Source organism: Nocardia abscessus NBRC 100374, from assembly GCF_000308455.1.
Classification (GTDB): Bacteria; Actinomycetota; Actinomycetes; order Mycobacteriales; family Mycobacteriaceae; genus Nocardia; species Nocardia abscessus.
The window spans coordinates 89038-106873 of sequence record NZ_BAFP01000063.1; the positions used below are offsets into that span (position 1 = coordinate 89038).

Annotated in this window: 18 protein-coding genes and 1 pseudogene; 10 read left to right on the plus strand and 9 right to left on the minus strand. The window is 69.0% G+C overall.

Annotation, left to right across the window (positions count from 1 at the left end):
- The first annotated feature begins 59 nt into the window (after positions 1-59).
- Positions 60-626 (plus strand): hypothetical protein, encoded by a 567-nt coding sequence (locus ON19_RS12235; RefSeq protein ID WP_043690271.1) that lies wholly within the window; start codon positions 60-62, stop codon positions 624-626.
- Positions 627-647: 21 nt separating this feature from the next.
- Here ON19_RS12235 and ON19_RS12240 read toward each other — a convergent pair whose 3' ends face one another.
- Positions 648-2240, minus strand: a complete 1593-nt coding sequence (locus ON19_RS12240) for a bifunctional phosphatase PAP2/diacylglycerol kinase family protein (protein WP_083899322.1) — start codon at positions 2238-2240, stop codon at positions 648-650.
- Between the two features lie 206 nt (positions 2241-2446).
- On the opposite strand from ON19_RS12240, the gene ON19_RS12245 reads away from it, so the two are divergent.
- Positions 2447-3064, plus strand: coding sequence for an LppP/LprE family lipoprotein (locus ON19_RS12245; protein WP_043690272.1), 618 nt, complete (start codon positions 2447-2449; stop codon positions 3062-3064).
- Positions 3065-3101: 37 nt separating this feature from the next.
- Here ON19_RS12245 and ON19_RS12250 read toward each other — a convergent pair whose 3' ends face one another.
- Positions 3102-3734 carry a TetR/AcrR family transcriptional regulator gene (locus ON19_RS12250; protein WP_051168781.1) on the minus strand — a complete coding sequence of 211 codons (633 nt, stop codon included), beginning with the start codon at positions 3732-3734 and terminating at the stop codon, positions 3102-3104.
- Positions 3735-3809: 75 nt separating this feature from the next.
- On the opposite strand from ON19_RS12250, the gene ON19_RS12255 reads away from it, so the two are divergent.
- The 3 genes from ON19_RS12255 to ON19_RS12265 are packed head-to-tail and all read left to right on the plus strand — an operon-like array spanning position 3810 to position 5089.
- Positions 3810-4262: an SRPBCC family protein gene (locus tag ON19_RS12255; protein ID WP_043690274.1), complete on the plus strand. Its 453-nt coding sequence runs from the start codon at positions 3810-3812 to the stop codon at positions 4260-4262.
- A complete protein-coding gene (locus ON19_RS12260) occupies positions 4259-4600 on the plus strand; it encodes an ArsR/SmtB family transcription factor (RefSeq protein ID WP_043690276.1) in 342 nt (113 codons plus the stop codon). The genes ON19_RS12255 and ON19_RS12260 overlap by 4 nt, the downstream gene beginning before the upstream one ends.
- 45 nt (positions 4601-4645) lie before the next feature.
- Complete coding sequence (locus ON19_RS12265) at positions 4646-5089, plus strand: SRPBCC family protein (RefSeq protein WP_043690278.1); 444 nt, start codon at positions 4646-4648, stop codon at positions 5087-5089.
- Positions 5090-5210: 121 nt separating this feature from the next.
- On the opposite strand, the gene ON19_RS12270 is transcribed toward ON19_RS12265, so the two are convergent.
- The 5 genes from ON19_RS12270 to ON19_RS12290 all read right to left on the minus strand — a co-directional run bounded on the left by ON19_RS12270 (position 5211) and on the right by ON19_RS12290 (position 11468).
- Positions 5211-7604, minus strand: a complete 2394-nt coding sequence (locus ON19_RS12270) for an ATP-binding cassette domain-containing protein (RefSeq protein WP_043690281.1) — start codon at positions 7602-7604, stop codon at positions 5211-5213.
- Positions 7605-7923: 319 nt separating this feature from the next.
- Entirely contained in the window at positions 7924-8334 is a 411-nt protein-coding gene (locus tag ON19_RS12275; RefSeq protein ID WP_043690284.1) for a VOC family protein, read from the minus strand.
- A 5-nt stretch (positions 8335-8339) separates the two neighbouring features.
- A complete protein-coding gene (locus ON19_RS12280; protein ID WP_043690287.1) occupies positions 8340-8789 on the minus strand; it encodes a helix-turn-helix transcriptional regulator in 450 nt (149 codons plus the stop codon).
- A 392-nt stretch (positions 8790-9181) separates the two neighbouring features.
- A complete protein-coding gene (locus ON19_RS12285) occupies positions 9182-10480 on the minus strand; it encodes a condensation domain-containing protein (RefSeq protein ID WP_043690290.1) in 1299 nt (432 codons plus the stop codon).
- A gap of 370 nt (positions 10481-10850) precedes the next feature.
- Positions 10851-11468, minus strand: a complete 618-nt coding sequence (locus ON19_RS12290; RefSeq protein WP_051168785.1) for a TetR/AcrR family transcriptional regulator — start codon at positions 11466-11468, stop codon at positions 10851-10853.
- 116 nt (positions 11469-11584) lie between these two features.
- Between ON19_RS12290 and ON19_RS12295 the strand changes: the two genes are divergently transcribed.
- The gene (locus ON19_RS12295) at positions 11585-12607 is read left to right on the plus strand and encodes a glycoside hydrolase family 113 protein (RefSeq protein ID WP_043690292.1); all 1023 of its coding nucleotides are present in this window, start codon (positions 11585-11587) and stop codon (positions 12605-12607) included.
- A gap of 45 nt (positions 12608-12652) precedes the next feature.
- Here ON19_RS12295 and ON19_RS12300 read toward each other — a convergent pair whose 3' ends face one another.
- Complete coding sequence (locus ON19_RS12300; RefSeq protein ID WP_051168786.1) at positions 12653-12973, minus strand: ArsR/SmtB family transcription factor; 321 nt, start codon at positions 12971-12973, stop codon at positions 12653-12655.
- 751 nt (positions 12974-13724) lie between these two features.
- Here ON19_RS12300 and ON19_RS38845 point away from each other — a divergent pair.
- From ON19_RS38845 to ON19_RS12315, 3 genes are all read left to right on the plus strand, one after another.
- On the plus strand, positions 13725-14654 hold the full coding sequence (locus ON19_RS38845) for a CorA family divalent cation transporter (RefSeq protein WP_051168782.1): 930 nt from the start codon (positions 13725-13727) through the stop codon (positions 14652-14654).
- A 136-nt stretch (positions 14655-14790) separates the two neighbouring features.
- Complete coding sequence (locus tag ON19_RS12310) at positions 14791-15159, plus strand: nuclear transport factor 2 family protein (protein WP_043690294.1); 369 nt, start codon at positions 14791-14793, stop codon at positions 15157-15159.
- A gap of 338 nt (positions 15160-15497) precedes the next feature.
- On the plus strand, positions 15498-16400 hold the full coding sequence (locus ON19_RS12315) for a S1C family serine protease (RefSeq protein WP_174377691.1): 903 nt from the start codon (positions 15498-15500) through the stop codon (positions 16398-16400).
- 7 nt (positions 16401-16407) lie between these two features.
- Here the strand turns inward: ON19_RS12315 and ON19_RS12320 are convergent, their stop codons facing one another.
- Entirely contained in the window at positions 16408-17094 is a 687-nt protein-coding gene (locus ON19_RS12320) for a TVP38/TMEM64 family protein (protein ID WP_174377690.1), read from the minus strand.
- 181 nt (positions 17095-17275) lie between these two features.
- Between ON19_RS12320 and ON19_RS12325 the strand changes: the two are divergent.
- Positions 17276-17836: pseudogene (locus ON19_RS12325) on the plus strand (methylmalonyl-CoA mutase family protein); the annotation flags it as partial.

Here is a 17836-nt window from a genome sequence, read left to right on the forward strand (position 1 = left end):
GGGCTCTCCGTCTTCGCCGACCATCGGCGAATGTCGTTGGCGGCGTCTAGCATTCGGCTGTGACACTTACTCGTGACGACCTGGCCGGCTACGTCGAGCGCGACCTCGACGCCGACTTGGAACGGTGGTTTACCGGTCGGCCTCCGGTCACCGTGCCGAAGGAGACCCGGCCCGTAACGCCTTTCCTCGAACGGCTGGCCCCTGCGGACGCGGCGGCATTGGCGGCCTTCGATCGCCGGGTGCGCTCGGGGCGAATGCCGCAGTTCCTGGACATCTACTCGTGGTCGTACGGTTTCGACTTCGCGGCCAATGGCTGCGGAATCCGGGACTCCGACTACGAGACCGAACTCACCGACGACGACGTGTACTCCATCGGCGCGGACGGCGGCGGCAACCTGTACGTGGTGCTCACCACCGGGCAGATCGGAATCTGGTTCCACGAGGAGGAAGTCGTCGAGGAAGGCACCCGCTTCGACGACCTCGATGTCTTCGTCTGGTCGGTGGTGCGCTACCACGCGGTGCGGGCCGGGGTCCTGGAGCGGGCCGCGGTCGAGGCGGATTTCCTGTCCCTGGGCCAGGATGGCGCGCTGGAGCCCGAGCTCGGGTTGCTGCGCTCGATGAAGTAGGCGCGCCGGCGAGTGGCTCGCTCAGTCCTCGCCTGCTCGACGCTGAAACGGGAGGCGGGCCCGGAATGCGTCCCGCAGCCAAGGGGCTCGGCGGTGATGGGGGCGGCTGCGGTCGGCCCAGAGCGGATTGGATTCGTCGCGGCGGTAGACCGCGAGCTGGCCCGCGATGGAGAAGTGCAGGCGGCTGGCTTTGCCGACCACCTCGCCGTCGGTGGCCAACGCCTCCGGCTTGGGGAGTTGCACGAACAGCTCGGGTAGCTGGCGCTCGCCGTAAACCTTGCTGTGACCGATCGCCGCCAGCAACAGCGCCAGCACCGCGCGGGTGCGTGACCAGCGCAGATCGGCGCGCAGCCAGCGGATGTCGAGCAGTCCGGCGTCGAGCCGGTCGCGGAAGGCGGGCACCGCGCCGTGCGGATGGTAGGGGCCGTTGCCGACGAACAGGAACCACACCCGCTGCCAGCGCCCGTCCAGGCAGATCTCGATCGGTTCGGTCCGGCGTAGGGTGACCACGAGCGCAGCGGCGAAGGCGGGCCATTTGCCCCAGCGTGACTGCCACTTCTCGCGCAGCTGCACCAGATCCGGATAGGTGCCGAGACTGGCGGTGTTGATCAGGTGCCGGGTGCGCGAACCGGTTTCGTCCTCGCACTCGACTCCGGCGATGTCGACCGCGACCGCCTCCCCGATACCGGTGGCGTCGATCACCTCGCGCAGATCGTAGACACCGAGGTCGCGGGCGAAGTGGTTGAGCGTGCCGGTGGGAATGACGACCAGGGGCAGCTCGTGGCGCAGCGCGACCGCGGCCACAGCGGCCACCGTGCCGTCACCGCCCGCGACGCCGACGGCCAGAACCGGTTCGCCGTGTTCGGCGATGGCCTGCTCCAGCTGTTCGGCACAGTCCAGATCGGCTCGGGTGCGCAGCACGGTGGCCGCGGGCAGAGCCTCGACGACGTCGTCGGTGGGATCGTAGTTCGGATCGCCCGACATCGGATTCACCACGACCACCAGCCCTTTGCCCTCCACCAGCGCGGGGACCTCGCGGGCCGGGCGGGCCTGCGCCTCATCCGATTCGCGCACCGGCCACCAGCGCCGGGTGGCGAGGGCGACGCCGGAACCCACGGCCGCTCCGACGAGCACATCGGAGCTCCAGTGCACGCCGGTGTGCACCCGCGAATAAGCGACGGTGGCCGCAAGCGGGGCGACGACCAGTGCGGTACGGGGACTTTCCAGAGCCACTGCCGTGGCGAATGCCGCGGCGCAGGCACTGTGCCCGGAGGGGAAAGAAGACGATTTGGGGGCGGGGGAGAGTCGCCGGTGCACGGGCAAGAGTTCGGCTGCGGGGCGGCGCCGGGCGACAAGCGACTTGAGAACGACGTTGACGAGGAAACTGGCGCCCGCGACGGAGACGACACCGCGGAACGCGGCGCGCCGCGGCGCGCCCTGCCGGGTGGCGAGCAGCCCCGCGAGAGCCAGCCACAGCCCGCTGAAGTTGGCACTGCCGGTGATCCGCAACAAGCCGTGGTCGACCGCCGAGGCAGGCAGCTCGGCGACCGCGCCGCCGATCGCTCGATCGATTCGTCCGATGCCGTGGAACTTCCGGCGCACCCAGCTACTCACCCGCTCGAGACTACCGATCGGTGTGCGAACGACACGAAACACGGCAGGGCAGGGTATTTCGCCGCCGAACCGGGCCTCGGCCGGGCCCTCGCGTCGGGACCGAGTCGGTGATCGCGCAGGCGTCTGAACGCATGCCCCAAAACAGAGGTGTAACAACGTCTTCCTGAGGCCGACTTCCAATTGTCGGGAATTCGAAAGGGAGGCGAATGAAGACGATCATGGGCGCAGTGGCGGCGGCGATCACGGTGAGCCTGGCCGTCGCGGGTTGCCAGAGCGGATCGGATACGCCGGCGACCGGAACGAACCGACCCGGCCGGTCCACCGTCGAGGTCACTCGAACGCCGCCGAGCGGTGACACCACTCGGGCTCCTTCCGTGAAACTTCCTGCTACCAGCGGAAACGGACGATGCGTCGATCCGGATTCCAGCGTGGTCGCCCACGCGATGAACTCGCTCGGATCCGCGCCGGGCGGCGCGTCGTACGTCGTCGACAGTGCCACCGACGCACCCGTCGGATCCTGCCCGGAACTGTTGTGGGTGCTGGCGGCGACACCCCGCGGGACCGCGAGTTCACCGTGGCATGTGCTGTTTTTCAACCACGGCGGTTATCTCGGCACGGCGACGGCCAAGGCGACGTCGTACACGAAGGTGGCCGGTTCGAGCGAACGCGCTGTGCAGGTGCAGTATCGGTGGCTCGAGGGCGACGACGCGAACTGCTGCCCCTCCGGCGGCCCGGTCGTCATCACCTTCACTCTCGGCGGCGACGGCCGCACTGTGACATCGAATCCGGCGATCCCGGACCAGGTCGGTAACCCCAGCGGATAGCTCAGCGGCTGGTCGCGGCCGTATCGGCCCGCCGGTCCTATCGAATGGCGGTGGGAATGAGGTGGCGGGCGAAGAGGCGGGCGTCCTCGTCGGTCTCGAGCGAGAAATAACTGTTCGGGATGAGCAGCAGGGCGAGGGAGAGGCGGGCGGCGATCTCCGCGGAGGCGTCGGGATCGATGTTGCCGAGATCGTCGGCCCGGCGCAGTTGTTCGGCGAAGAACGCGCGTGCGGCGGCGAGAAGCGTCGCGCCGTAGGTGATGACGAAGGGTTGGCCGCCTTCGTCGGCGAGCAGGATGCGATTGGTGAGCGGGTCGTTGCGCAGGGTGCGCAGGGCGATGGCGAAGCCTTCGGCCGCGCGGTCGCGGACGTCGGTGTGGTCGGCGGCGGCAGTGGTGATGCCGGACAGGACGTGCTGTAGCCACCTGGTCAGCGCGGAGGTGACCAGCAGGTCTTTGCTGGGAAAGGCCCGGTAGACGGTGGCGCGGTGCAGGCAGGCGCGGCGGGCGATGTGCTCTATGCGGACCCGGTCGATGCCGCGGTCGCGGAACTCGGCCAGGGCCGCGTCGAGGATCTGGGTGGCCTGCGGGTCGTCTTCGACGTCGGCGGTGAACTGGTCGACACTCGAGGGTGCGCGTTGGACGATTCGTCCTCCGGGGGTAGGGATAAGCAACCAATGGTTGCGTGATTGCCGGGGTTCGGCTAGCGTCATGCGCAACCAAACGTTGCATATGGAGGTCGCGCAAGCATGGAGTACGGCAGCATCGAACGGGAGATACACGTCGACGCCTCACCCGAGGTGGTCTACCAGGTGGTCAGCAGCCCGGAGCACATGTCGGAATGGTGGAGCGACGACGCCGAGTTCGATGTGGCTCCCGGTGCGGTCGGTGAGCTCGTCTGGGGTGACCGGGCGCAGGTCGTCCCGATCATGGTGGTGCATGCCGAGCCGCCTCGATTGTTCTCGTTCCGATGGTGCTATCCGGACGGCGCGGTCGACGACTCCGCCGACTCGCTGCTGGTCACCTTCGAGCTGACCCCGTCCGGCGCGGGCACCAGGATTCGGCTCACCGAGGTCGGGTTCCGCGAGATGGGCTGGGAGGCCGCGAAGCTGGCGGAGCAGTACCGCGAACACACAGTGGGATGGGACACCTATGTTCCCCGGCTGGGGGAGTACATCGTGCGGTTGGTGTCGACGCCGTGACCGCCGTCGTCGACGACGAGCTGTGGTCCGCGATCGGGGATCCGACGCGCCGCCGGATGCTCGATCTGCTCCTGATGGAGGGGGAAGGCACGGCTACCGGTCTCAGCGAGCGGCTGCCCGTCACGCGGCAGGCGGTCGCGAAACATCTCCTCGTGCTCGACCGCGTCGGCCTGGTGCACGGCACGTCTGCCGGGCGGGAGCGGAGGTACCGGGTGGACGAGGCGCAACTCGCTCGTGCGGTCGCCCAATTGTCCTCGGTGGGGGCCGCATGGGACGCCAGGCTCCGTCGGATCAAGCGGATCGCCGAAGCGATTCAGCGCACGCAAGACCAGCAGTGAATTCACGCTGCCGGACGGGAACCGAAGAGAAAGAGGAATTCGAAAATGGTGGACATTCTGCACAGAGTCGGAATCGAATCGCCGGTGTCCGAGGTCTACGCCGCCTTGACCACCACCGAAGGGCTGGCCGGCTGGTGGACGACCGACACCCGGGGCAAAGGCGGTGAGGTCGGTGGCGTGCTCGAATTCCGGTTCGGGGCCGGGGGATTCGACATGCAGGTCCGCGAGCTCGAGCCGGGTAAGCGCGTGCTGTGGGAGGTGATCGACGGACCTGACGATTGGGTCGGCACGCAGCTGGACTGGAACCTCGGTCAGGCCGACGACTACACCATCGTTCTGTTCAAGCACCAAGGCTGGAAGGAGCCGGTGGAATCCATGTACCACTGCAGCACCAAGTGGGCGGTCTTTCTGCTGAGCCTGAAGTCGCTGATCGAAACCGGGAAAGGCGCACCGGAGCCCTACGACGTCAAGATCGACAACTGGAACTGACCGTGCGGATGGTCTGGTCACTCACCGACACCGTGACGGCGTCCTCGCCACCGACCGCCCGATTCCTCGAACTCGGTTCAGCGGCGCGGTCGCCGTCACACGGTGTCGGCGAGAGTGCCGGTCAGGCGCCGATGTAAGCCGCGAGGTGTTCACCGGTGAGGGTGGAGCGAGCGGCCACGAGGTCGGCGGGTGTGCCCTCGAAAACGACTCGGCCGCCGTCGTGGCCCGCCCCTGGGCCGAGATCGATGATCCAGTCGGCGTGCGCCATCACCGCTTGGTGGTGCTCGATGACGATGACCGACTTGCCGGAATCGACGAGTCGATCGAGCAGTCCGAGCAGCTGCTCCACATCGGCGAGATGGAGGCCGGTGGTCGGCTCGTCGAGGATGTAGACGCCGCCCTTGTCGGCCATATGGGTGGCCAGCTTGAGCCGCTGCCGCTCGCCGCCGGACAGCGTGGTGAGCGGCTGGCCGAGGCTGAGGTAGCCCAGCCCGACATCGGCGAGCCTGCCGAGGATGGCGTGCGCTGCCGGCGTACGCGCCGCGCCGTCGCCGAAGAACTCCCGGGCCTCGAGCACCGACATCGCGAGCACCTCACTGATGTCGCGGCCGCCGAGGTGGTATTCCAGCACCGATGCCTGGAACCGCTTTCCCTCGCACTCCTCACAGGTACTGGCGACACCGGCCATCATCGCCAGATCGGTGTAGACGACGCCCGCGCCGTTGCAGGTGGGGCACGCACCCTCGGAGTTGGCGCTGAACAGCGCCGGTTTCACGCCGTTGGCCTTCGCGAACGCCTTGCGGATCGGCTCGAGCAGGCCGGTGTAGGTGGCCGGGTTGCTGCGCCGCGAGCCGCGGATGGGCGCCTGGTCCACCGAGACCACACCTTCACTCGTGGGGATCGACCCGTGCACGAGCGAGCTCTTGCCGGAGCCGGCCACGCCGGTGATGGCGACCAGCACCCCCAGCGGAATGTCGACGTCGACGTCCCGCAGGTTGTTCGCCTTCGCGCCGCGGATCGCCAGCGCGCCTTCGGGCTTGCGCACCGACTCCTTGAGTACGGCCCGGTCGTCGAAATGACGGCCGGTGACGGTGCCGCTGGCCCGCAGGCCCTCGATGCTGCCCTCGAAGCAGATGGTGCCGCCCGCCGTGCCTGCCCCGGGGCCGAGGTCGACGACATGGTCGGCGATCGCGATCGTCTCCGGTTTGTGCTCGACGACGAGCACCGTGTTGCCCTTGTCCCGCAGCCGCAGCAGCAGGTCGTTCATCCGCTGGATGTCGTGCGGGTGCAGGCCGATGGTCGGCTCGTCGAAGACATAGGTGACGTCCGTGAGAGAGGAGCCGAGGTGACGAATCATCTTGGTGCGCTGTGCTTCACCACCCGACAGCGTGCCAGAGGGCCGATCGAGGGAGAGGTAGCCCAGCCCGATCTCCACGAACGAGTCGAGGGTGTGCCGCAGCGCGGCCAGCAGCGGCGCCACCGACGGCTCGTCGAGGCCGCCGACCCATTCGGCCAGGTCGCTGATCTGCATCGCGCAGGCGTCGGCGATATTGATCCCCGCGATCTTCGACGATCGAGCCGCCTCGCTGAGGCGGCTGCCGTCGCACTCGGGACAGGTGGCGAAGGTGACCGCCCGGTCCACGAACGCCCGGATGTGCGGCTGCATCGCCTCCCGGTCCTTGGACAGGAAAGACTTCTGGATCTTGGGGATCAGGCCCTCGTAGGTGAGGTTGACACCCTCGACCTTGACCTTGGTCGGCGCTTTGTAGAGGAAGTCCTGCATCTCCCTCTTGGTGTACTTGCGGATCGGCTTGTTCGGGTCGACGAATCCCGACTCGGCGTACACCCGGACCGTCCAGAAGCTGTCGGACTTCCAGCCGGGAATGGTGAACGCGCCCTCGGCGAGCGACTTCGAGTCGTCGTAGAGCTGGGTGAGGTCGATATCGGACACCGAGCCCCTGCCTTCGCAGCGCGGGCACATGCCGCCGGTGATGGTGAAGCTGCGGCGCTCCTTGACGGTCTGCCCGGCGCGCTCCACCGAGACCGCGCCCGCGCCGCTGATCGAGGCGACGTTGAAGGAGAACGCCTGCGGCGAGCCGATGTGCGGCTGTCCGAGCCGGCTGAACAGAATGCGCAGCATGGCGTTGGCGTCGGTGGCGGTGCCGACCGTGGAGCGCGGGTCCGAACCCATGCGCTGCTGGTCGACGATGATCGCGGTGGTCAGTCCGTCGAGCACGTCGACCTCGGGCCGCGCCAGCGTCGGCATGAAGCCCTGGACGAATGCACTGTAGGTCTCGTTGATCAGCCGCTGCGACTCCGCGGCGATCGTGCTGAACACCAGGGAGCTCTTGCCCGAGCCGGAGACACCTGTGAACACCGTCAGCCGTCGCTTCGGTATCTCGATGCTGACGTCCTTCAGGTTGTTCTCGCGCGCCCCGTGCACGCGGATCAGATCGTGGCTGTCGGCGGCGTGCAGCGCAGGCGACTGCGTATGCGTTCTCGTGGCCGTGCTCATCGTGTCTCCATCTGTGTCGGGCGGGGCCGCCTGCGCGGTCTCCGTCGGCGTCGCCTTGGTCGATCTAACCAGCTTCGCCCGGTAGGTCTGCTTACCTCTGTCGGGGGGAGGCCGGGGCAATGGGCGGCGCGCGTCAGCCCGTGCCGCTCTCGTTCGTGGGTGTGGCCCCCCGGGCCTCTCGTCGTCCCGGCCGGAGGCCGGTGGCGCCCGCCGAGGCACCGGCTCCGCGGACGTCTTCGTCCTGGGTGGGCCGGTGTCCGGTGTGACGGCGGCCGTCACCGCCGTCGTCTGCCGCATTCGCGTGCGAGAGCCGGAGAACTCAGCGCAGCTCCTGGATACGGACCAGGTTGCCCGCGGGATCGCGGACGGCGCAGTCGCGAACGCCGTACGGCTGTTCGGTGGGCTCCTGGACGATTTCGGCGTCGCCGGCGGCCAGCCGTTCGAAGGCGCCGTCGAGATCCTTCGTTGCCAGCAGGATGCCGGCATAGGTGCCCTTGGCCATCATCTCCGCGATGGTGCGGCGCTCGTCGTCGGTGATGCCCGGGTCGGCCCCCGGCGGGTGCAGGACGATGGAAGTGCCGGGCTGATCGGCGGGGCCGACGGTGAGCCAGCGCATCCCTTCGTACCCGACATCCTTGCGGAGTTCGAAGCCGAGGAGGTCGCGATAGAAGGCGAGGGCCGCGTCCGGGTCGTCGTGCGGCAGGAAGCTCGCGTTGATGGTGATGTCCATGGCGATCAGGCTAATTGCGGCTGGGTAGCAGGCGCTTCTCGATTCCTGATCGGTCTGGTCACCTGTTTCGCGACGCACGACGGCATCCCGGCCGTCGCGCGCTCGGCCTCGCGCCGATAGACGCTCGGCGGTATACCGACCAGCTCGGTGAAGCGGGTGCTGAACGTGCCCAGCGACGAGCACCCGACCGCGAAGCAGATCTCGGTGACGCTGAGGTCGCCCCGGCGCAGCAGCGCCATCGCCCGTTCGATGCGCCGCGTCATCAGATAGGAGTACGGCGACTCGCCGTAGGCGAGCCGGAACTGGCGGCTGAGGTGCCCGGCCGACATGTGCGCGTCGCGCGCGAGCGCCTCCACGTCCAGCGGCTGCGCGTACTCCCGGTCGATGCGGTCGCGGACGCGGCGCAACCGAGCGAGGTCACGCAGCTGCGGCGCTCCGGCGGGTTTGCTGGTCATCTACCAGATGGTGCCACATCGTGGGGACGATCGGTCGGGTGTCCAACATGTCGGCGCCCGACCGCCCCGCCACCGGGCGGCTACTCGTCACCTGCGCTCAGTGACCGCCGGCGGCAGCTTGTCCCGAATGGAGGCCGGGTCGATCGGAGGCAGCGGCCGGACGTACCTGCTGCACCACCCCATCGTGGGCGAGCTGACCCCTGCACGGCGAACTTGTCGCGCTGCCCGACGAGCCGTCGTGCTGCGGGCTGGACCTGTTCGCCGCGGAGCCGGGTTCGGCATCCGAGCGGGCACTGCGGACTTCGGGTAGCCGCTGAGCGGGCTCGGTCCCTGCACTACTGGGCTCCGCACCTCGGGTGGATCACCCGCACGACGCGGGTTCCGGTCGATCGCTACCAGAAGGTTGCCGCGAGTTCGTACTGAGCGAGCACACGCTGCACGAGTTCGCCGAGCTGTTCGGTATCGGTGAGCTTCGGCGGGTGGAAACCGTTGATGCGCAGCGTGATTCCCTCGGCGGACTCCACCAGCGCGACGTACAGGGTGCCGCCGCGTTCGGTCAGGACGGTCGGGGAGTCGAGGCTCTGGTTGACCAAGCCGATCGTCATTGCCGAGGCCGGGCTCCCGTCGATGCGGAGAATTTCGGGGTCGAGCTTGCCGAGGCTGGAGCACACCGTGGAAATCGGATCGGTGGCGGCTTGCCGCGCGAGCGCGGCGTAGCGCCCGCGTGGTAGCGCGACGGCTATCGGGATCAGCGGTGGGACGTTCTGTCCTTTGGCGGCAGCGGTGCTGAGCTTCTCCTTCATCACCGCACGCAGCGGGGCGAGGTCGGCCGCTCGGCCGTCGCGCAGGTCGACTTCGAAGTCGATGGAGGTCAAGGCGTTCGCACGAAGGTCGTCGGCGGTGCGGGTGCTGACCGGCATCATGATGCGGACCCGGCCTTCTTCGTCGGTGCGACCGATCTCGGTGGCGATGGTCGCCATCATCGCCACCGCCAACGTGGTGCCGGTTCCGCCTCGGGTCCGCGCCGCCGCTTGCCACAGCTGCGCCGGGACGGTCGCGGTGACCGTCGGCAGGCGGAAGTCCGCGTCGGGCCGCCCGGTCTCGCCGCCGCGGCGGGCCAGACCCAACCGCAGCGCCAAGCCGACGGCCGAGGGCAGCGACCGGGCGCGCCGCGCGGCATCGCGAAAATCGTTGGACAGCAGGCGCATCCGGCCGAATTCATCGGACCGGTAGGTCAGCTCGAGCCGCTTGTCCGCGACCGCGTCCGCGACCGCCGCGCAGAATGCCTGGCCGTCGGCGAGGGTATGCGAAACCAGCAGCGACACCGCACTTTCCCCGTTGTCGAGTTGGGTCGCCGCCAACCGCCACGCGGGCCCGCCGTAGGTGCGCAACTCCGCGTGCCCCTGCTCGGCGATCCAGGCCTCCAATCGCCCGCGCGGAATGGGGGCGTCCGCGACCTCGAGCGGACTGAACTCGGCTCGCGTGGTCCAGCGATCCCCTGCGGCGGGGATCATCGCGGGCGCGACCGCTCGACCGAGCCTGCCGTGGCGCAATGCCTCGTGGAAGTTCTTCAGCGCGGCCAGGTCCACCGGGCGGTCGTAACGCCACACCGCCTGTATCGCCAGGGTTCCCCCTAGCGCGGAGTGCCCCCGTGCACTCACGCAGTCGATGTCGTCCAGGCGGTAGGTCACGCGATTCTCCCCTCGAGTTCCGGACGCCGGAGCAGAGCCGCACCGGCGTCGTCGCCGCCACGACTCGAAGCTACGCGATGCGGATCGTTCGAATGTTCGAGATGGTCGGCCAAGGTAGAGCATCCGGCCTGGCAACGCCGTGGTCAACCCTACTGGCGGGTTCGGTGCCGGCGGCCTCGGCGGCCCGGCGCCACGGACGGCCGTGAGATGCGGATGCGTTCGCTGTCCAGCGCGAACGACATGGCCGGGCGCTGTTCGAAGCGACCTGCGGAAGAGTTGCCGAGAGCGCCCGGCCTCGCGATGCCGAGCGCTCGGGCTGGACGTCCGGCCACTTCAGCAACGGATGAGTGGCGCGGTGCCGGCTTCGGGGTCAGCTCGATGTCGGATCCCGGCGGCGGATCAACGGCAGGTAGACCTCGTCCACGATCTCGACCAGGACGTCGTCAGGGGCGGTCGGCGCCGCGCGGACGACGAATTCGTTGCGGAGCAGAACGAGGGCCACTGTGGCGACGCGCGGATGCAGCGCTTCGGGAGCGGCTTCGCCCCGGGCGACCGCGCGCCCGAGCAAGGTGAGCCACGGTGCGGCGGTGGCCTCGCCGGACTGGTCCGGCAGCTGTGCCAGGAGTTCCGAGGCGCCACCCGCGGCTGCCATGAGTTCCCGCAGGACGGCGCCCAGCGGCGAACTCCAATGGCGGTTGACCCGTCGCAGCAGTTCGAGCACGTCTTCGCGCAGATCGCCGGTATCGGGCGGTTGCGCAGTCGTGGCCAGTTGCCGGTAGGCGGCGACGCCGAGCGCCAGCCGGTTCGGCCACCGCCGGTAGATGGCGTTCTTGTTGGTGCCGGCGCGGGCGGCGACCTTGTCCATGGTGAGCGCGGCGTATCCGGATTCGACGAGTTCGTCCGCCGCGGCCCGCAGTATCGCCCCTTCGAGGGCGGGTCCGCGCCGGCGCGTCTGCCCGGCGCCGCCTTGCCGCACCGCATCCTCCACGACGACCCCTTTCCGCAGTCGGTGCCGATCGTACTTCCCGAACACGGGCTTGCCCGGTCCGCGCAGACCATTTAGGGTACGTGAAGTACCTTATGTTGAATGAAAGGACGGCTGCCATGCGCGCCAAAGGCATCAACTACGAGACGGGCTTCCTGCGCGACGGGCAATCCGCCCGCGTAAATTTCGATCCACAGACCGTGGCCAGCGAGCTGCGTATCATCCGTGACGACCTGCACTGCAACGCGGTCCGGGTCATCGGGGGTGATCCCGAACGGCTGGAACTCGCCGCTACCCATGCCGCCGATCTGGGCCTCGAGGTATGGTTCTCGCCGTACCCTCTCGAATCGACCAACGACGAGATGCTGGCGCTGTTCGCGGACTGTGCCGAGCGCGCGGAGCGGATTCGGCGGCGGGGGGCCGAGGTCGTGTTCGTGACCGGCGCCGAACTGAGCTTGATGCACCACGGTTTTCTCCCCGGCGACACTCTCGACGAGCGCGTCCGGTTGCTCACCGCCCGGCCGGATGATCTGCGCGAGCGGGTCGGTGAAGCCAGCGCGCGGGTGAACGATTTCCTCGGCAAGGCGGTGTCCGTCGTGCGCGAGCGTTTCGGCGGGCGCGTCACCTACGCTTCCATCCCGCTCGAGCGCGTCGACTGGACACCGTTCGACATCGTGTCGGTGGACCTGTACCGGACGGCCGAGGTCGCCGAGCGATTCGGTGACGGCGTTCGTACCCTTGTCGCGCAGGGAAAGCCGCTCGCGATCACCGAGTTCGGCGCGGCGACCTTCGAAGGCGCCGGCGACGTGGGCGCCCAAGGCCTCGATATCGTCGAATACGACACCCACGGACCGATCCGGTTGGACGGCGAGTACGTCCGCGACGAGGCCGGGCAGGCGGCCTATCTGCGGGAACTACTGGACGTCTTCGACGCCGAGAGCGTCGACAGCGCGTTCGTGTTCATCCTCGCGCTCTACGACCACGTGCACCGCCCCGGTGGTGACCCACGCGACGACCTGGACCTGGCGAGCTACGGCATAGTCAAAGTCCTCGAAGGCCGCCGCGGCCACACCTACCCCGACCTTCCGTGGGAGCCCAAGGCCGCCTTCGGCGCGCTCGCCGACTACTACCGAAGTCACTGAGGCGCAAGAGTCTCCGAGCCGGGGGGCGGTCGTAGTGGCGGCCGGTCAGCCGGGGTGCCCGCGGTGGTGGCGGACGGCCAGGCGGACGAGGTCGGCGATGCCGGGGTCGGCGATCGTGTAGACATGGCGCCTGCCGACTTTGTGGACGCGGACCAGCCCGGCGAGTTTGAGTTTGGCCAGGTGCTGGCTGACGGCGGGCACGGAGTGGCCGACGGCGGCGGCGAGGGTGCCGACGTCGCGGTCGCCCTGAGCCAGCAGCCACAGTATCTGCAGGCGGGCGGTGGCCGCGAGCATGCCGAAAACCGCTGCGGTGTCCTGTAATCGGTCCTCCGGGATGGGGCCCGGCGGCTCGCCGTGCTCGGTCACGTCCGCCTCCAAAGCTGTCGGTAGGGTGGCACGACCGTGTCCGGTTGTGCAACCGTCCGGCCGCCGGTGACCGGCACCGGCGCCGCGCACCGCGAAAACCTCTGTCGTGCCCGGTCATCCGGGTCGGCCCGCGCCGTTGGGTTTCCACCGGGTGGCGCGTGGTCGAATACTTGCGCAACTGATTGACGTACCCCGATCGGCGGGTTTCTAATGATGGATGGCGCAATTCGCGCGCCGGTCGACCCACGAAGCGAGGTGAGCGGCAGATGCCGGATGACAGTATCGACGTCTACAGCCGGGCCTCTCTCGCGAAACGGGTTGCGCCGGCGCGTCGTTGATCTGTGTGCGTGATCGGCGGCCGGGCAACGGCGCCGCGATCGGCCGACGCGGCACGAATCCACCTTCGTCATTTCTTCGACGCGTAAGGACAGCGCCTCCCGGTTCGACCGGTGCGTGGTCCTTTGTCCGCAGGCGACCCAGACATGGTGTCGTCGCGGCTCGACGCTGCCCGCACCCGTGCGCCCGTCTCCGGAGGGGTGCCCCAGCCCGCACGATAGTAAGTATTGGAGCCCCCGCTATGGCCATATTGCCCGAAAAAGCCGAAACATCGCCTCGCCCACCGAGTCCGGAAGGCCGGGCGATCCTGTTCGCCCGTGGTCCTCACCGTTTACTCGATGCGGCCACGCGCTGTGGCAGTCTTCCGCAGCAGGCAGGTTCGCCCGCGCGCACTCTCTCCGGGCGGCAGTAGCCGATGACGACCTTTCTCAACGCCGTGACCGCCGACCACTTCGACACCGAAGTGCTCCAGCAGCATTGGATTCCCCTCGCCGCCGACGACGCCGACACCGCGGCCGTGCTACGGGAACGGCTCGGCATCGACTTCACCGCCGTACGCAACCAGGTCTGGGAGACCGACAACTTCCTCTACATTCCGGTGGTCGCCACCTACCAGCGCGGCGAAACCATCGAACGCGCGACGATCGTCTTCGCGTTGGGCGGTGAGTTCCTGGTGACGCTGCAGCCGTCCGAGCATTTCGTCCCGTTCGACAAAGCGGTGGCGAAGATGCGGCGCAACACGGCGCTCGCCGGCTCCGCGCACGGTGTGATGTATGCGCTGCTGTGGGCGCTGAACGAGACATCGGAGCGGGTGCTCCACCACGCCGCTGACACGCTGGAGGAGATGCGCGACGAGATCGCGAGCGCTGTCGACGGCCACGACCGGGCGACCACGTCCGCCGACGTGCGCGCGACGATGGCGCGGATGGACGCGACCGAACGGATCGTCTCGCGCGTCCGGGAGACCCAGCTGCAACTGGCCCGCGCCGCGCGCCACCTGATGGCCGACACGCCGCCCGGCCACGAGCTCGACGGTGTGACCGGCATCCTCCTCGCCGACATCGACGGGGTGCGACAGCACGCCGGGGTCGAGCACGACAAGGTCCGCTACCTGCAGCAATCGGCCATCGGCCGGCCGGAGGTGAAACGGAACCAGGTCATCGATACGTTCACCATACTGACCGCGGTCCTGCTGCCGCCCACGCTGATCGCCACCTGCTTCGGCGTGAACTTCACCTGGATGCCCGAGTCACCCTGGCAGTATCGGCTCGTGGCCATCGTCCTGATGGCGCTGGTCGCGGTGCTTCCGTTGGTCTATCTCGGGAAGAAGGGCCGACTGCGCTGAGTCCCGGCCGCGGCTTCCGCCGATCATTACCTCGCGCGTAATCGACCTGGGGCCCGCGGCGCGGCAAGGTTGGAGACAGCCGATCGGAAGATCCGGATCGGATGACGAAAACCGTTACAGCACAGGAGGCTTCAGCATGTCGCGTTACGAGGAAGCGGTCGATCGGTACTTCGCCGCGTGGAACGCCACCGACGAGGACGCCAGGACCGCCGCGGTCGTGGCCGCGTGGGCCGAGGACGGCGGGTACACCGATCCGCTCGCGGCGGTCAGCGGGCACGCCGAGCTGGCCGCGGCCATCGGCGGCGTGCAGGCGCAGTTCCCCGGCTTCGAGTTCCGTCGGCTCGGCGAGATCGATGGCCACCACGACATCGCCCGCTTCTCCTGGGAACTGGTCTCGCGGGCCGACGGCAGCGCCCCGGTCGCGGGCTCGGACGTGATCACCCTCGGGGCCGACGACCGGATCACGAATGTGCACGGCTTTCTCGACCGGGTGCCCTCCGCCTGACGGCCGCTGACGCCACTGTCCCGGTGGGCTGTGGTTCGGCCTCTTTCGCTGCGGGAATCGGTGCCGCTGACCACGGCACCGAGACCGAGAGGCCGGAAGCCGGTTTTCCTGGTCGCCGCCGAACTTCGGTGAGGCCGAGTCCGGCATGGCGAAACCGGGGCGGTCCGCTGCCTCGCCCACGCTCCACGGCCAGGTCCGCGGCCCGGTGACACGCCCGGCGCGCCGCAGTCCGGTTGCGCCTGTGGCGAACACGGTGCGTCGTTCCCGCCCCGGGGGCATCCTGGACGAGTAGTGCAATTCCGGCAAACAGGGTGGTGGTCGGCGTGGACGACGCCGCGATGGATGCCTACTCGCGCACGGTGATCGCGGTGGCGGCGTCGGTGACGCCGCACGTGGCCAGTGTGCGGACCAGGCGGGGGAGCGGATCGGCGGTGGTTTTCACCGATGACGGGTTTCTGCTCACCAACGCGCACGTCATCGGCGCGACGAGCGAGGGCGAGGTGGTCTTCGCCGACGGGGTGGAAGCACGGTTCGGCGTCGTCGGGGTGGATCCGCTGTCGGATCTGGCGGTACTGCGCGCGCACGGCGGCGCGCCGGACGCGGTGACCCTCGGCGACGCCGACCAGTTGGTGGTCGGCCAGCTCGTGGTCGCGGTGGGCAGCCCGCTCGGCCTGGCGGGTTCGGTGACCGCGGGCGTGGTGAGCGCGCTCGGGCGCGCGGTGCCGGTCGCCTCGCGCCGCGCCGGACGGGTGATCGAAGACGTGATCCAGACCGACGCCGCGCTGAACCCCGGTAATTCCGGCGGCGCGCTGGCGGATTCGGCCGGCCGGGTGGTCGGCATCAACACCGCCGTCGCCGGAATCGGGCTCGGCCTGGCCATTCCGATCAACGTGACGACGCGCCGGATCATCGGCACGCTGCATGCCGAGGGGCGCGTGCGGCGTGCCTATCTCGGCCTGGTCGGGGTGCCCGCGCCACTGCCCGACCCGGTCGCCGAGCGCACCGGGCAGGCCGCCGGGGTGCGCATCGTGGAGGTGGTCCGCGGCGGCCCCGCCGACCGGGCGGGGCTGCGCCGCGGTGATCTGGTGTTGAGCGTCGCGCGGTCGGAAGTGCGTGACGCGCAGGGCATCCAGCGGCAGCTGTTCGCCGAGGCGATCGGCGTGCAACTGCCGGTGACCGTGCTGCGCAACGGTGCCATGGTGGACGTGATCGCGGTTCCGGTGGAATTGGCCGCGGACTGAACGCGACCTAATCGGCGGCAGCGACCGGCTCGGCGGTAGCCACCGGAGTGGTCGGCGCCGTCTTCCACCGGGCGTCGACGACCAGGCCGGCCAAGCCGATCGCGAGACAGACGCCGGACAGCGCCAGCATCGCGGGGTGGGTCGTGCCGGTGAGCGCGTCGCCGAGGATGACGGTGCCGATCGTGCCGGGCAGCACACCGAGCACCGTGGCGATCAGATACGGCCAGAACCGGATCGAGGACAGTCCGCAGCAATAGTTGATTATCGAGAACGGCACCGCCGCGATGAGCCGCAGCGAGCCGACCGCCAGCCAGCCACGGCGCGCGAGACGCTCATCGATCGCCCGCACCGCCGGGTGGGTCAGCCGGGCGGCGACCTGGTCGCGATCGAGCGCGCGGACGAGCGCGATCGCCAGCGCCGCGCTGACCGTCGTGGCGCCGACCGCCAGCGTGATGCCCAGCAGCGGTCCGAACAGCAGTCCGGCGCTCACGGTGAATACGGTGCGCGGGATCGGTGCCACCGTCACCAGGGCGTGGACCAGGAAGAACAGCAGGGGAAAGATCGGGCCGACCGATGTCGCCCACTCCTGCACCTGGCGCGGCGACGGCAGCGGGACGAGCAGCGCCGTGCCGAACAACGCAACCGCGCCGACGATCAGGGCGACGATACGCGGGTCACGGAGCAGCCTGGTCACCGGCGACAGGTTACCGGTTGGTAGTGGCGGGCAGGGTCAACCGGCCGGGAATCCGCCCGCTAGCATCAGTGGAAGCGGGACGAATGCTCGTTAACCGAAGTAGTCGCTGAGCTGGGCGAATGTGAGGGAATCGGGCGCACACTGCCGGTGCGTCCGCGTTGAGGAAGAGGAACAGCAAGCTATGCCGATTGCTTCAGATCCCGGGGCGGATCCGGTGCCCGACTACGCTCAATGGCGCAAGGGCGTTGCCGGGGTGCTGGCGAAGGCTCGCCGCGTCGATGTCACCGACCTTCCCGAGGAGCCCGAACGGCTGCTCGACGAAACCACCTACGACGGCCTGACCGTCGCCCCGCTCTATACCCGGCGCGACGAGTTGCCGGAGCAGCCGCTGCCGGGAACCTTTCCCTTCGTTCGCGGCCGGGACGCCACCCGGGACGTGCACCAGGGCTGGTTCGTCAGCGCGCAGGTCGCGCAGCACGACGCCGCCGCGGCCAATCGGGAGATCCTCGCGGGGCTGGAGAACGGGATCAGCGCGATCTGGCTCGGCGTGGGCGAGCGCGGCGTGCCGGTGGCGGATCTGCCGAGCGCGCTCAACGGCCTGCTGTTCGAATTGGCCCCGCTCACGCTGGACGCGGGCGGCGACGTCGCCGATGCCGCGGCACAGGTGTTCGCCGTGCTCGACGGCTACGCCGCGCCGGACCGCGAGGATATTCGGATCAGCCTCAGCGCCGCGCCGCTGACC

Excerpts from the sequence above, each read along its gene's own strand:
- ON19_RS12255 (WP_043690274.1), top strand. The coding sequence starts at position 3,810 with ATGGAGTACGGCAGCATCGAACGGGAGATACACGTCGACGCCTCACCC.
- ON19_RS12280 (WP_043690287.1), bottom strand. The coding sequence starts at position 8,789 with ATGACCAGCAAACCCGCCGGAGCGCCGCAGCTGCGTGACCTCGCTCGG.
- ON19_RS12270 (WP_043690281.1), bottom strand. The coding sequence starts at position 7,604 with ATGAGCACGGCCACGAGAACGCATACGCAGTCGCCTGCGCTGCACGCC.
- ON19_RS38845 (WP_051168782.1), top strand. The coding sequence starts at position 13,725 with ATGACGACCTTTCTCAACGCCGTGACCGCCGACCACTTCGACACCGAA.
- ON19_RS12275 (WP_043690284.1), bottom strand. The coding sequence starts at position 8,334 with ATGGACATCACCATCAACGCGAGCTTCCTGCCGCACGACGACCCGGAC.
- ON19_RS12310 (WP_043690294.1), top strand. The coding sequence starts at position 14,791 with ATGTCGCGTTACGAGGAAGCGGTCGATCGGTACTTCGCCGCGTGGAAC.
- ON19_RS12245 (WP_043690272.1), top strand. The coding sequence starts at position 2,447 with ATGAAGACGATCATGGGCGCAGTGGCGGCGGCGATCACGGTGAGCCTG.
- ON19_RS12265 (WP_043690278.1), top strand. The coding sequence starts at position 4,646 with ATGGTGGACATTCTGCACAGAGTCGGAATCGAATCGCCGGTGTCCGAG.
- ON19_RS12315 (WP_174377691.1), top strand. The coding sequence starts at position 15,498 with ATGGATGCCTACTCGCGCACGGTGATCGCGGTGGCGGCGTCGGTGACG.
- ON19_RS12295 (WP_043690292.1), top strand. The coding sequence starts at position 11,585 with ATGCGCGCCAAAGGCATCAACTACGAGACGGGCTTCCTGCGCGACGGG.